Below are 13,888 nucleotides of genomic sequence, written 5' to 3'. Positions count from 1 at the left end.
ACTCTTAGAATACTATGGGGACTATAAAAACTACCGTATTGATCATAAGTTTACTATTAACCTGGCCATGTTTAGTCCACGCTGAGGATAGAAATCAACAACGCAAACTATTTTGGCAGGCCAGACAACTGATAATGAATAAACATTATCCACAGTTTTCTGCTTTAAAAGTTAAACTAAAAGATTATCCTCTATATCCTTATTTAATTTTTATCAAATTGAAACAACAATGGGCTTATGCCAATAGTGCTGAAATTGATGAGTTTTTACAAACCTATAATGATACACCGTTAGCCGTTAAGTTACGCGCTGATTGGTTAGCTTATTTGGCTAAAAAACAAGATTGGCAACACTTCGCCCATTATTATCAACCTATTTATGGTACACCATTACAGTGTAGTTACCTGCAATCTTTATTAGCGACGCAACAAAAATCCTTAGCGTATAAAAAAATCGCTGCACTTTGGTTAGAAGTTAATTCGCCACCGAGTGTATGTCGTAAGGTGTTTGCCCGTTGGGAGCAATCCGGAGGATTAAGTACCGATTTAATTTGGAAGAAATTAGATCAGGCGATGCGTAAAAATAACACGCATGTGATCCAACATGTCGCCCAATTCTTACCGCCCGTACAACGTCAACAGGTTAAACGTTGGTATCAAGTACAACGTCATCCATTATTAATCGAGCATAGTCATCAGTTTGATCCCGATAATACTATTGATCGAAAAATTTTATTGTTCGGTATGAAACGTTTGGCGAATAAAGATCCAATAGCATTAGTAGAAGATTGGCCGCAATTAAGTAGCGCATATGGCTTAAATGAAGCAGAAAGACAACCGATATTGGCGGATTTAGCCGTCAGTTTAGCTAGGCGTGGGCATAGTGCGGCGGGAGATTGGTTAAAAAAAATTAAACCGGCTTATGCCGATGCAATCTTACGCGAATGGCGTGTACGTAATAGTTTACTTAATGGACAATGGGATAAGGTGCTTTTTTGGTTAGATCATTTATCGCGCAAAGAACAGCAATCCGCTTGTTGGCGCTATTGGCGGGCGCGGGCACTCGCTGAGACTAAGCAAACCGCGGCGGCGAAGAGTATTTACGCAAGCCTAGCGAAAGAAGTTGATTATTATGGTGTGCTAGCTAGCCAACGTTTAAAGTTAAATTATCATCCCACTACGCATAAGGTTTTGGGTGATCGGCAAGCGCTGGGAAATAATCTTGCAATACAACGTGCTAAAGAATTGCTGGCGTTAGGTTTTGTCGGTGAAGCGCGCCAGGAATGGTTGTGGGCCTTAGATAGTTTGAGTCTGCCAGAACGCCAAGCGGCTGCGCAATTAGCTAAGCAATGGGGTTGGTACGATTTAGCGATTGTCGGCGCCAGCAAAGCAAATATTCACAATGACATTCAATTACGCTTCCCCTTCGCTTACCGACGCTCAGTGTTGGCGGCAGCGCGTAAAACCCATTTAAACTCGGCGTGGGTTTGGGCAATAATGCGCCAAGAAAGTGCTTTTATGTGGAATGCTAAATCGAGTGCCGGGGCCTTGGGATTAATGCAAATTATGCCGAGTACTGGTAGACAGCTCGCGCGTGGCCTGGCTTTGCGTCGCCTCGATCTGCTTGATCCCGAACAGAATATTCGTTTAGGGAGTACTTACTTAAGACAGTTACTAAAATTATTTGATGGTAACGCAACCTTAGCCACGGCTTCTTATAATGTCGGTCCTAATCGGATTAAACATTTTCAAGGATTGTATCAACGTCTACCGAAAGATGTTTGGGTAGAAATTTTACCTTGGAAGGAAACGCGCGATTATGTCAAAAGTGTGGGTCTGGCGCGCAGCATTTACAGTCAAATATAGTTACTCTTCGCACTTGAATTTTTGACGGTGTTGGCGCTCAATTCGCAATCCTCATGTAGCTTGTATACATTCCGGTTGCTTCATTCTCACGGCGCCTAGTCAAAAATCCCATTGCTGTGAGTAACCATTTTTTTTAGCATTATTTTATGATGCTAAAGTTATGGGGTGAGACTGCAAAAAACAGATTTTCATTACAACTGACGCGCAAACGAGCATAGTCAGTCGGCTTAGCGAGTCTGGGTACGATGATGGCAAAACTTCCTTGGTTAGGAACCTGGCTGGCTAAGCTTTTGGGAAGAAACGTATATCCACCATCGGTAGATAAATCGATACGTACCGTTTTACAAGCAATGGGTTCATGATTCGTTCCCGCGACATTCCAGTTGACCCATCTTTTTTCGCCACTTTTCCAGGGTGCGTTTACGGGTCCGATTGAGAAAATAAATCCGGTATTTAATACATTGATCAACATATCCGCATGGGCAGTGGTTGCTTGATCTTGGAGATTATCACGTACCGTCAAACGAAAATGTAGTTTTCGCGTCGTGCTTGGATAAACTTCACCTAAACCTAATGCTTGTTTGCCGAGCACCGCGTCTAAACGTGGAAAGATGCGTTCACCACTGCTATTGGGTAGATACGAACGGAAGATCGGGCCGAGTCCATCATCTCGTAATGGTGTTTTTATTGGTTGTGCCGGACCGAGATCCATTTGCTCCCACGTATAGTTGAGTTTGGCGTTTCGATTACTTGATCGAGCGTAGGCATGCAATACGAAGGGTGTATTAGCAGGAATGGTTAATATTCGCTTCCCGAATGGCGCAGTCGAGCGGGGATCGATCACCGGTGGTCGATTAGGGTTCGATAGTTTTTTGGCGCATACATTCGCAGGACCTGTCACAAAAGCCTTTATTTCAGCGATCGTGCTAGCATGGAAATAAGGATCTTTGTGATCTTGAAGGTTTTCCAAACTGTCTTGATGCATGGGAGGCGTATACTCATCAAAACATTCACCGGCATAACTCATAATGGTAGAACCACTACCGGGTTCGTAGGCGGATGATGCAGAGTCTGGATCGCGATCGCAGCCATTAAAGGTATGATTGGCATTGAATTCGTGACCTATTTCATGTGCTGCCAGTAAATCAAACGTGGATTCACTGATATCTTTGTCAGGGGGATTGGTTGTTCTTCCATCAGGAGCGCTAGTGGCTGAGCCGCTTGATCCGTCAGCTTTGTTAGCGGCTAGGCACACGACGCCATTGCTGGTTCCACCACCAATCGCTCTAGAAAATAAATGACCGAGATCAAAATTTTTAGGGCCGATGACTGCGTTTAGGACAGCAATATTTTTTGCGCGCTGCTGATCAGGATCCAAATTTAGATAAGGATCGGTGGCGGGATTAGCAAAAATAATTTTATCGTTGTCTTTGGCTAGGATTAAATGGATGCCAAAGTCAGTTTCGTAAATTTCATTAATGCGATTAAGCGTGCGCACCGCGTTTGCCAGCCCTCCTTCAATAGTAGCGCCGTATTTTTTGGCGTAATCACTGTTCATGGCAATCGCAATCCGATATTCGCGATGGAGATTATCATTAATCAAGTGTGGTTTAGTCACCAATGGAGCGGCGTTGGGTTTAGCCGTTAATTTTTCGCGCAAGCGTGCATTACCGCTATGTAGGGCTTCGAGTCGAAAACTTTGGTAAGCTTGATTATGGTTAAACTTATTTCCAACCGACTGTATTAGCCAATTACCGGTCGTATCAAACACCATCGCCTGTAAGCCTTGTTGAGAAATATCTAAGCGTAAACGTCGTCCTTCTTTATCAAAACCTTTTAGACTGAGGATGCTAGGATAACGTTTTGCCAGTTCTAGTGGCATCGTATGGGCATCAGAGACAGTAAATAATGAGAAGTCACCTTCGGGTAAAGGTAATAATAGTTCTGTTGTTTTTTTTCTGGTCAGATCCTGACGCAAAGCATTTAAAGACGCATCATTTAAACTAATGATGCGATAATAAGCGGGTTGCGGTTTTTCTGTGGCTAAGTTTAATGGTGTTTCACTCTGCATATCTTGCCAAAAATTTTGCACAGAGGCATGACTCGTACTCGCTAGCAGCATAGCCAATAAGCCGACGGAGCATTTTTTTAGAATAGACGGGGAAAGCATTCGGTAAGGCATAGCGTTATTATAATATAAGAAAAACAAGGATATTAACCTTGTTTTTCTTACAATAACAGCTCTAACAGCTCTTTATGCTTTTTTATTTAGCAGGATAAGTATTAGAACGTACTATTTTTTTAACGACGATATTGTTGGTTACGCCGGTGACGCCTTCAACTTGTCTAGCGAGCATGCCGGCTTTTTGCTTTTGTGCCCAACTATTTGCAAAGCCGCCGAGTTTGACTTGACCTTTATAGCTCATGACGGAAATGGCAAGACCTTTTACATCGGGGTCGGCCAATAATTTAGATTTTACTTTTAAGGTTATGACGCTGCTATCAACATATTGACCCGTGGTTTCTTGTTGCATAGCGCGATGACTGCTCATGGCTATGGTAGCTACCATAGGTAATGCGATTAAGCCTAAGATAACAAATAACTTTGCTTTCATAGTATGAATACTCCTACTTGAAAATATACTCATTGCGGTGAGTATAGAACTTGGATCATTTTGAGTGTAAAAATTTTGTTCTATGGAGTAGATTTTAAAATAGATGACTGAATAACCAGATAAGTAACAATACAGCAATAGGTATGCCTAATAACCAAGCAATTAAATATTTCACAATCCCCCCTTAGATTTGCACTCTTCTATTTTGAGAATAGTTGTTCCCTATAAAAAGATTAGTCAAGTCGGCAGATAAATCAAGTAATCTCACTTTTAATCGGCATAGGATCTGTACATAAAATATACAAATAATAAAAATATTAGCACCTAAGTATTTTACTTAGATTGCCACGCGCTGCGCGCTCGCAATGACGAAGGTTTTCTACGTCGCTGGCAATGAGACGACGGATACTCGCTGAATAATAGGTTGCGAAATGATGCGTTAAAAAGGAATATCGTCATCAAACGCTTCGCTGGCCATTTCCGGTTGTGGGTTGGCTTCACGTTTGGATCGCCCAGCGGAGGCAATATTCTGTGGTGTAAAGGAGGGTGTATCACTGCTTGCGCTGCCACCGCGGCTGTCTAGCATTTGCATTTCATTAGCAATGATCTCGGTAGTGTATCGATCTTGACCAGAGGTTTTATCTTGCCATTTGCGTGTTTGTAAACGGCCTTCAACATACACTTTAGAACCTTTTTTTAAATATTCAGCAACAATCTCGGCTAGGCGTTGATAAAAAACCACGCGGTGCCATTCGGTGCGCTCTTGTAGCTCCCCGGTATTTTTATCTTTCCAGCTTTCGCTGGTGGCAAGGTTAACATTAGCAACCGCGGTGCCATTCGGCATATGACGCATTTCTGGATCAGCACCCAAGTTGCCGATTAAAATAACCTTGTTAATGCCTTTGGCCATGTTAAGTACTCCCGTAACAAAATCAGAACAGCTAACCTTGAATTCTAAATCTTGTCGCGCAAAAAAGAAAGCAATAAAAAGGAGTTTTTTAGAGGTTTCTTTTCGTTATTTTCAAGGTTATAGTGTGTGGTTTCCACAAGAGCTGATAAAATTTTTAGCTTTTGCACCAGAACTTTCATGTTTATCTATGGATACAATTCGCATTCGTGGTGCTCGCACCCATAATTTACAGAATATTGATCTGGATATTCCACGTGATCAATTAATTGTGGTGACTGGATTGTCCGGTTCGGGTAAATCTTCGTTAGCCTTTGATACTTTATATGCCGAAGGTCAGCGTCGTTATGTGGAATCTTTGTCGTCTTATGCGCGGCAATTTCTTTCCATGATGGAGAAACCCGACGTCGATCACATCGAAGGACTTTCTCCGGCGATTGCGATTGATCAAAAATCAACCTCACATAATCCACGCTCGACGGTGGGTACGGTCACTGAAATTTATGATTATTTACGCGTATTATTTGCCCGAATAGGTGAGCCGCGTTGTCCTACGCATAACATTAGCTTAGCCGCGCAAAGTATTAGTCAGATGGTTGATACATTGATGGCCTTGCCGCATGAGACGCGCATACTTATTTTGGCGCCGAAGGTACAAGGACGCAAAGGTGAATTTAAACCTTTGTTAGATGAATTACGTAGCCAAGGTTACTTACGCGCGCGCATTGATGGCGAATTCCTCGAATTGGATCAAGCGCCGCCTTTAAAGCCTAAACAAAAACATAACATTGATGTGGTCGTCGATAGACTGAAAATAAAACCCGACAATCGTTTACGCCTGAGTGAATCCTTAGCCACTGCGACGTCCTTGAGTGAAGGCTTGGTAACGGTGATCATACAAGATGCGACAGGAAAAACTAAGCAAGAATTGGTTTTTTCTGAACGTTTTGCTTGTCCGGAGTGTGGTTATAGTATTAGCGAGTTAGAGCCACGTTTATTTTCTTTTAATAACCCGGCGGGTGCTTGTCCGCAATGCGATGGTTTAGGTCATGAAATGATTTTCGATGCGGATAAGGTGATACCGCAACCAGAGTTAAGTATCGCGCGCGGTGCTATCCGCGGTTGGGATGCGCAAAATCCTTATTATTCTTTGTTGTTATCAACTTTAGCGAAGCATTACCGTTTTTCTTTAGACACGCCTTTTAATGCGCTGCCAGAGAATATTCAGAAAATTATTTTATATGGCAGTGGTAAGGAAGAAATAAAGTTTCATTACGAGAGTGAGAAAGGCTATGTCTACAATAAGAAAAAACCTTTTGAAGGCGTGATTCCCGTCATGCAACGCCGTTATCAAGAAACCGAATCGGATTCGGTACGTGAAGATTTAGCGCGTTATTTAGCATCCAAGCCGTGTACCCGTTGCCAGGGTACACGGCTTAATGTAGCGGCACGGCATGTTTTTATTGACGATAAAGCCATTACCGATTGGGTGGCTTTACCACTCGATAAATTAAAAGAATTATTTGAAAAATTAAATTTGTCCGGCCAACGCGCCAAGATTGCGTTGCGTTTACAAAAAGAAATCATCGATCGTTTAAATTTTTTAATTGATGTGGGATTAAATTATCTGTCGCTGGATAGGAGTGCCGATACCTTATCCGGCGGTGAGTCGCAGCGGATACGTTTAGCCAGTCAAATCGGTTCAGGTTTAGTAGGTGTGATGTATATCCTCGATGAGCCATCGATAGGCTTACATCAGCGTGATAACGGTCGCTTGCTAAGTACCTTGCTGAGGTTGCGTGACTTAGGCAATACCGTGATTGTCGTCGAACACGATGAAGAAGCAATTCGACACGCGGATTATGTTATCGATATGGGGCCGGGTGCGGGCGTGCATGGCGGCCGTGTGATTGCGCAAGGTTCGCCCGCCGCAATTATGCGTAACCCAAATTCGCTCACCGGTCAATATCTATCCGGTGAGCGACGCATCGAATGTCCTAAAAAACGACTCAAATTCGATAAAAATCATGTGATTAAATTATCGGGTGCGAGCGGTAATAACTTAAGAGATATCGATGTCGAAATTCCGCTGGGTTTAATGACTTGTATCACCGGTGTGTCAGGTTCAGGAAAGTCCACGCTGATTAATGACACCTTATATCCACTCGCAGCTAAAAAATTAAATGCAGCTGTTTTGCCACAAGCGGCACCGTATCAGTCCATTATCGGCTTAGAGCAATTAGATAAAGTGATCGATATTGATCAAAGTCCTATCGGACGTACACCGCGTTCCAATCCTGCTACGTATATCGGTTTGTTTACACCGATACGCGAATTATTTGCCGCCACGCCTGAAGCCCGTTCCCGCGGTTACAGCACCGGACGCTTTAGTTTTAACGTGAAGGGCGGGCGTTGTGAAGCCTGTGAAGGGGATGGCGTACTTAAAGTAGAAATGCATTTCTTAGCCGATGTGTATGTGCAATGCGATGTGTGTAAAGGTCAGCGTTATAATCGTGAGACCTTAGAGATACGTTATAAAGGCAAAAATATTTATCAAATCCTAGAAATGACCGTAGAGGCAGCGCATGAGTTTTTTAATCCAGTGCCGGTGCTGGCGCGAAAATTACATACCTTGATTGAAGTAGGACTCGGTTATTTACACCTGGGTCAGAGTGCCCCTACTTTATCTGGGGGCGAAGCCCAACGCGTCAAGCTAGCCAAAGAACTCAGTAAACGCGATACCGGTCGTACTTTGTATATTCTGGATGAACCTACCACCGGTTTGCATTTTTACGACATTGAACAGTTATTGAAGGTGTTATATCGGCTACGTGAGCGGGGTAATACCGTGGTGGTGATCGAACATAATCTCGATGTAATCAAAACTGCGGATTGGATTATTGATCTGGGCCCAGAAGGGGGGAGTAAAGGTGGCGAGATTGTGTGTGTCGGCACACCCGAACAAGTCGCGAAGCAACCGACTTCTTATACCGGTCAATATTTAAAACCCTTATTAGGGAAACGTAGTTTATCCAGCGAGAATGGTAGCCGTCACGGTTAATGATGGATGGCCACGCGAATGAACATTCGCTCGCCATGACGGAGCGTCTATTCCTCTTGCGAGTGCTAAAAGTATTGACTCTCTCGAATGCTATAAAAAGTATTGACTGTCATTGCGAGCGCCGCAGGCGCGCGGCAATCTAGAGAACTAGAGCAAAAGACGCCGATTAGCTAAAAAAAACCCCTAGAACAGGGGTTTTTTAACATACCAGATGTGGTTTAAACTAAGGAATTAACCGAAGCTGTAACCGAGGCCGACAGCAACAAAATCAATATTGCCTGGCTTGTTTTTTCCTAAAGGTTGGATATGAGTCCATGAAGTATCAACAAACATGTTAGGCGTGATGTCGTAACTAACACCAACTGCTGCTTCTGGAGCCCATTTGTGCTTAGCAATAGCGGTTTGGTTATTGTTGATGAGATTAGTATGATAGTTGGTATCATATTTACCATCAACAGTCGTGGTGACATAAGCCACACCTAATTTGCCATACACATTGAACTTGTCATTAATCGGATAAATACCTTTACCGACCAAGTCGATAGCACTTTGTGAAATGTTGTATTGACCGTTAATTACTGTTGAACCTGTGTATCCTTTAACAGGGGAGTAAAGGATGCCGTCAAACTTCTTTTTGCCGAGTTGTAGGTAACCCATTTCCACGGCCCAGTTTGGCGTAAATTGGTAACCAATCGCTAAACGACCGGCTAAATTTCTGCCAGTTGCAGAAAGATCCTTATTAACATCATAGATTTGCTTTCCCTTTGATGTAATAGGGTTAGAATTTAAACCAGTCTTATTTTTAGCATAACCTAATTGACCAGTGACGTAAACGCCATTAGTGGTTGCGTTAGCAGCCATCATACCCAGTGCCGAAACACCTAATACGGTAGCCGTCATGATTTGTTTAAACATATTATTATTTTCCTCAAATGGATTGTTTTACTAGTTAAACAGTGCCTTATTTATCATTAGTATAAATAATTGTCAACTTTCTTATCCATGCAATGAATAAGTTGGGTAATGTTTAATTCGTTACTATGGATGGCCACGCTCACTTTGTGAGCTCGCCATGACGTTTTTTTCCCGTCATTGTGCGCACCAAAAATATTGACGTCATTGCGCGCACCTAGCTTCCTTTTCGTCATTGCGAGCGCGGAGCGCGCGGCAATCTAAAAAAAAACCCCTAGAACAGGGGTTTTTTAACATACCAGATGTGGTTTAAACTAAGGAATTAACCGAAGCTGTAACCAAGACCAACCGTCGCAAAGTCAATGTTTGCCGGCTTATTTTTGCCGATAGGTTGAATATGCGTAAAGGAGGTATCGATAAACACGTTAGAAGTCACGTTATAGGTGAAACCTAGCCCTGCTTCAGGTGCCCAGTTGTGTTTAGCAATCGGAGCAATCACTGAGACAGCTTTTCCATTTATTTTGGCACTATCTCCACTTACGCTGCTGACTACATAAGCCATACCCGCTTTCGCATAGACATTGAATTTATCATTAATAGGAATAATACCTTTACCTACCACATCGAAAGCATGTTGCTTAAGCGTAACCGCTTGAGTTGATGTTTTCGTAATAACTGGGTAAGGATAAACTTCGGCTGTAATAGCGTTGGTGATGTTAATAGTAGAATTTTCTTTACTTAATTGTAAATAACCTAATTCCACTGCCCAATTAGGTGTGAATTGATAACCAATTGCTAACCGGCCCATTAGGTTTTTTCCAGAAGTTTTAGGCTTTCCAAAGCCTACATCCGACTGAGCATTAACATAGCCGTTAAACATGGGTTGAATGGATTGAAAGCCTTGTGCACTGGTAACCATTCTGTGTGCTGCGTAGCCCACTTGTCCGGTTACATAGACACCATTCGATGTTGCATTGGCAGCCATCATACCGAGCGCCGAAACGCCTAATACGCTCACTGCGATTATTCTTTTAATCATATTATTATTTTCCTCGTAAGTATTTAACTAGTTAAACAGGCTAGATATTTATCACTTGAATAAATAGTTGTCAACTTTATTATCAGTAAAATTGATATATCAGGCTAAATTGGCCGAAAAACAGCTTTTAGGCCAAAAAAAACCCCTAGAATAGGGGTTTTTCAACAAACAGTTTGGTTTAAAGCGAGGGATTAACCGAAGCTGTAACCAATACCGACCGCAGCAAAGTTTATGCTGTTAGGCTTGTTTTTACCCATCGGTTGAATATGCGTAATGGAGGTATCAATGAACACGTTCGAAGTCACGTTATAGGTGAAACCTAGTCCTGCTTCAGGCGCCCAGTTGTGTTTAGCAATCGGAGCCATAATGGATTGTCCATCGACCTTATCACCTTTTACAGTGGTGACTAAGTAAGCCATACCTGCTTTTGCATAGACATTGAATTTATCATTAATCGGATAAATACCTTTACCTACGATGTCAAAAGCATGTTGGTTAATGGTAACCTTCTGAGTGACCGTCGTACTGGTCGTAATACTCATAGGTTGCGGTTCACCATGGATTATAATCGGAGACATTCCGGTAGTGGTCATGGTGTCGATAGTGCTGAAATTAGACTTTTGTTGGCCTAATTGCAGGTAACCTAATTCAGCCGCCCAATGCGGAGTGAATTGATAACCTATTGCGATACGACCGGCTAAGCCTTTAGCAGAGCTTTTAGCCTTACCAATAGTGACATCAGAAAGGTCTTTGGCAGCTTTGAACTGATTACCCGTTTGGGCATAACCTAATTGACCTGTCACATATACTCCATTCGTTGTCGCATTAGCAGTCATCATACCGAGCGCCGAAACACCGAGTACGCTTGCTGCAATTATTCGTTTAAACATATTATTATTTTCCTCTTTATAAGCTTAACTAGTTAAACTGAGGATCCTGTATAGCATTTGGTCAAAAAATTATCAATATGTTTATATGAATAGTAGGCGAAAATAGACCTAATATTGTCATCTATTTGACTACATTTTCTGAAAAACCTTAAAAATAAGCATTTTTAATCTAGAAGATGAATGCGACCGTCTATCGCTGCATATTTCTTGTGGATTGCCGCGCGCCTGCGGCGCTCGCAATGAGGGCACTGTTTTTTTTAGCTTGCAATGACGGAGGTGTTGTTTTTTTAAGCTCGAAAGGCGGGGTTGTTACTTAACGCTTGCAAAGACAAGCTTATCTAAGAAAGAAAAACCCCTTAAAAAAGGGGTTTTTGATTTTCTGGTTTAAACGAATGTTTAACCGAAGTTGTAGCCAAGACCGACAGCAACAAAATCAATGTTACCGGGTTTATTGCTTCCTAAAGGTTGGATGTGTGTCCATGAAGTATCTACAGATACGTTTGGTGTGATGTCGTAGCTAACACCGACGGCCGCTTCGGGCGCCCATTTGTGTTTAGCAACGTGAGCTAAATCATTTAAATCAACATTAATGGTAGGAATTCCACCAGCTTTAATTGTTCCTTCAATATTGCTAGTTACATAAGCAACACCGAGCTTACCGTAAACATTGATGTTATTACTAAGAGGAATGATACCTTTACCCACAAAATCAATCGCATTTTGTTGTAATTTTACTGATGTTTGTAAAGGATTTAATCCGTCAATATTGACCTTCTTTTGACCTGATTGCAGATAACCAGCTTCAACAGCAAAGTTTTGGTTAAATTGGTAACCTATCGCAATACGACCGGCTAAACCGTTATTTGATAGGTTTTTGTCCTTTGTATTTGGAGCGACATACTTAGAGAAATCAGTTTTGCTATCCATATGCGTGTCAGCATAACCGACTTGGCCGGTAACATACACGCCGGGTGCTGCGGCATTAGCAGCCATTGCACCTAATACGGAAACAGTTAACACAGTGGTACTTAGAACTTTTTTAAACATTGTTATTATTCTCCTGAAGAGTTTAACTAGTCAAACGAACAACTATTAAACAATCAGATTGTTTTATTGTCAACTTTTAGGTCGTAAAAAAAATTTTCTTTCACATTGCTTAGTTTATTTTTTTATTTTTGAGAAAAAATAATTAATTTTTATATGAAACTTTCTTTTTTTATGGTTTGAGTTAAGCTAACCACGCAGTAAAGAAAATTAGGTTAAAAAGGAGGGGTATCGACTCAGTATGACTAACCATTAAAAAACTTTTTATCTTAATCAATACTCATAAATTAAGGAAGATTTATGCTTAACATCCAACATGTCACTGAAGTAATTAATCACTATCATCGCAATAAAGGTATCTTAAAAAAAATAAGACGAACCGAACATCCTGCAATACGCGCTACCGATGAGTATTTAAAATCTCTAAAAATGCATAAAGATTTATTATCTAATCAAGATTTATTTAATATCAATCGTATCTTTCTATCCGATTATCCGGTGACACCTGAAAAGGCATCCTATGTAGCGTGGGCGCATATTAATTATCAAAATTTTTGTGCCTTAAATGTTGGTCAAGTCCGTCGCTTGGCTAAGCTGCGAAGTCATCCGATACCGACAAAATATTCTGGATTTGCGACTTGTAGTAAAGCCGGTTATCAACAATTTCCAGAACATTTTTCAAAATTAAGCATAGAGCAACTAGATAAACGAAGCAATGCTGAAAAAATGTTGGAATATTTTCAGCTGTTAAATAAGGTTTATCAAAAAATTAAGCTTAATGATAATGGCACGCAGGACATAAATCTTGAGAATACCGATGCTGATGAAATCATTTTTAATGAGGATCGTTTTATAGCGTTAAGTAAATTATGTGTAGAAGGTATGTTGACGCAAACGCATATCGACGCGATTTTGCAGAGTAATCATGCTAATTTTTTGGCTAAAAGTTTAATCTATCTTAAACATACGGATACCTTAACGTTAGAGAATCAACAGTTTATTCTGACCTATTCCGGAGCATTGATCATCCCCGTCACGCATATCTTAGTCAATTTAGATAAAGCCGGGTTAAATACCTTAGCTAACCGTGAGATTTTTGCTAAATTTTCTATTCCTTATCCATTGCATCGCATCATCAAATGTTTAGAAAAAATTGGAATCTTAACACAAGAAAATTTTATGTTGATTTCCGCAGAAAAAAATCTTACATGGTTATTAGCACTCGAGGAAATGCCTGAAGAATTAATTACTCCAGAGATTTGGCAGGAATTGATACATTTATCTAAAATTTGTAGTGAAAATGAATTGCGAAAAAACATTAAAGATTACGCCGCGCAGTTAAAAAAGAAATTAAACATGGAGCAGATAGAAAAGGATATTTTAGCGAGCGAGGAGCAGATAGAAACGCAAGCTATGACTTCGAGTACGCGTTTTTTTTCGGTAACACCGGCAAATTGCACGTCAGCGGTTGAGGATGTAGCGCCGAAAGTTAATTCTGCACCTTAATTAGAATACCCGTACCCCTACGCAAAACCCCAACTTGGGGTTTTGCTAA

At 41.3% G+C, this 13,888-nt stretch carries 10 protein-coding genes; 3 read left to right on the top strand and 7 right to left on the bottom strand.

Translation table 11 applies throughout. The features are described 5' to 3' along the window. The first annotated feature begins 14 nt into the window (after window positions 1-14). Window positions 15-1,865 carry a transglycosylase SLT domain-containing protein gene (locus AAHF87_RS01570; protein ID WP_342146539.1) on the top strand — a complete coding sequence of 617 codons (1,851 nt, stop codon included), beginning with the start codon at window positions 15-17 and terminating at the stop codon, window positions 1,863-1,865. 139 nt (window positions 1,866-2,004) lie between these two features. On the opposite strand, the gene AAHF87_RS01565 is transcribed toward AAHF87_RS01570, so the two are convergent. The 3 genes from AAHF87_RS01565 to ssb all read right to left on the bottom strand — a co-directional run bounded on the left by AAHF87_RS01565 (window position 2,005) and on the right by ssb (window position 5,390). Beyond that, window positions 2,005-4,047 carry a reprolysin-like metallopeptidase gene (locus AAHF87_RS01565; RefSeq protein ID WP_342146537.1) on the bottom strand — a complete coding sequence of 681 codons (2,043 nt, stop codon included), beginning with the start codon at window positions 4,045-4,047 and terminating at the stop codon, window positions 2,005-2,007. An 82-nt stretch (window positions 4,048-4,129) separates the two neighbouring features. Further along, the gene (locus AAHF87_RS01560) at window positions 4,130-4,480 is read right to left on the bottom strand and encodes a BON domain-containing protein (protein WP_342146535.1); all 351 of its coding nucleotides are present in this window, start codon (window positions 4,478-4,480) and stop codon (window positions 4,130-4,132) included. Window positions 4,481-4,919: 439 nt separating this feature from the next. After that, window positions 4,920-5,390, bottom strand: a complete 471-nt coding sequence (gene ssb, locus AAHF87_RS01555; RefSeq protein ID WP_342146534.1) for a single-stranded DNA-binding protein — start codon at window positions 5,388-5,390, stop codon at window positions 4,920-4,922. A 187-nt stretch (window positions 5,391-5,577) separates the two neighbouring features. Between ssb and uvrA the strand changes: the two genes are divergently transcribed. Further along, window positions 5,578-8,448, top strand: a complete 2,871-nt coding sequence (gene uvrA / locus AAHF87_RS01550; RefSeq protein ID WP_342147856.1) for an excinuclease ABC subunit UvrA — start codon at window positions 5,578-5,580, stop codon at window positions 8,446-8,448. A gap of 231 nt (window positions 8,449-8,679) precedes the next feature. Here the strand turns inward: uvrA and AAHF87_RS01545 are convergent, their stop codons facing one another. The 4 genes from AAHF87_RS01545 to AAHF87_RS01530 form a co-directional block, all read right to left on the bottom strand. After that, complete coding sequence (locus AAHF87_RS01545; protein WP_342146532.1) at window positions 8,680-9,363, bottom strand: outer membrane beta-barrel protein; 684 nt, start codon at window positions 9,361-9,363, stop codon at window positions 8,680-8,682. Window positions 9,364-9,682: 319 nt separating this feature from the next. Next, entirely contained in the window at window positions 9,683-10,399 is a 717-nt protein-coding gene (locus tag AAHF87_RS01540; RefSeq protein ID WP_342146531.1) for an outer membrane beta-barrel protein, read from the bottom strand. Window positions 10,400-10,590: 191 nt separating this feature from the next. Further along, window positions 10,591-11,289 (bottom strand): outer membrane beta-barrel protein, encoded by a 699-nt coding sequence (locus tag AAHF87_RS01535; RefSeq protein ID WP_342146530.1) that lies wholly within the window; start codon window positions 11,287-11,289, stop codon window positions 10,591-10,593. A gap of 396 nt (window positions 11,290-11,685) precedes the next feature. Further along, window positions 11,686-12,309, bottom strand: coding sequence for an outer membrane beta-barrel protein (locus tag AAHF87_RS01530; RefSeq protein WP_342146529.1), 624 nt, complete (start codon window positions 12,307-12,309; stop codon window positions 11,686-11,688). 324 nt (window positions 12,310-12,633) lie between these two features. On the opposite strand from AAHF87_RS01530, the gene AAHF87_RS01525 reads away from it, so the two are divergent. Next, entirely contained in the window at window positions 12,634-13,839 is a 1,206-nt protein-coding gene (locus AAHF87_RS01525) for a hypothetical protein (RefSeq protein ID WP_342146528.1), read from the top strand. Window positions 13,840-13,888 lie beyond the last annotated feature (49 nt).

Source organism: Rickettsiella endosymbiont of Aleochara curtula (genome assembly GCF_964030935.1).
Lineage (GTDB): Bacteria > Pseudomonadota > Gammaproteobacteria > Diplorickettsiales > Diplorickettsiaceae > Aquirickettsiella.
The sequence above is the reverse complement of the archived record's forward strand: the minus strand, read 5'-3'. Positions and strand labels throughout refer to the sequence as shown.

Coding starts and splice junctions, on each gene's coding strand:
- AAHF87_RS01525 (WP_342146528.1), top strand. CDS start 12,634: ATGCTTAACATCCAACATGTCACTGAAGTAATTAATCACTATCATCGC.
- AAHF87_RS01565 (WP_342146537.1), bottom strand. CDS start 4,047: ATGCCTTACCGAATGCTTTCCCCGTCTATTCTAAAAAAATGCTCCGTC.
- AAHF87_RS01545 (WP_342146532.1), bottom strand. CDS start 9,363: ATGTTTAAACAAATCATGACGGCTACCGTATTAGGTGTTTCGGCACTG.
- AAHF87_RS01535 (WP_342146530.1), bottom strand. CDS start 11,289: ATGTTTAAACGAATAATTGCAGCAAGCGTACTCGGTGTTTCGGCGCTC.
- AAHF87_RS01570 (WP_342146539.1), top strand. CDS start 15: ATGGGGACTATAAAAACTACCGTATTGATCATAAGTTTACTATTAACC.
- AAHF87_RS01560 (WP_342146535.1), bottom strand. CDS start 4,480: ATGAAAGCAAAGTTATTTGTTATCTTAGGCTTAATCGCATTACCTATG.
- AAHF87_RS01540 (WP_342146531.1), bottom strand. CDS start 10,399: ATGATTAAAAGAATAATCGCAGTGAGCGTATTAGGCGTTTCGGCGCTC.
- ssb (WP_342146534.1), bottom strand. CDS start 5,390: ATGGCCAAAGGCATTAACAAGGTTATTTTAATCGGCAACTTGGGTGCT.
- uvrA (WP_342147856.1), top strand. CDS start 5,578: ATGGATACAATTCGCATTCGTGGTGCTCGCACCCATAATTTACAGAAT.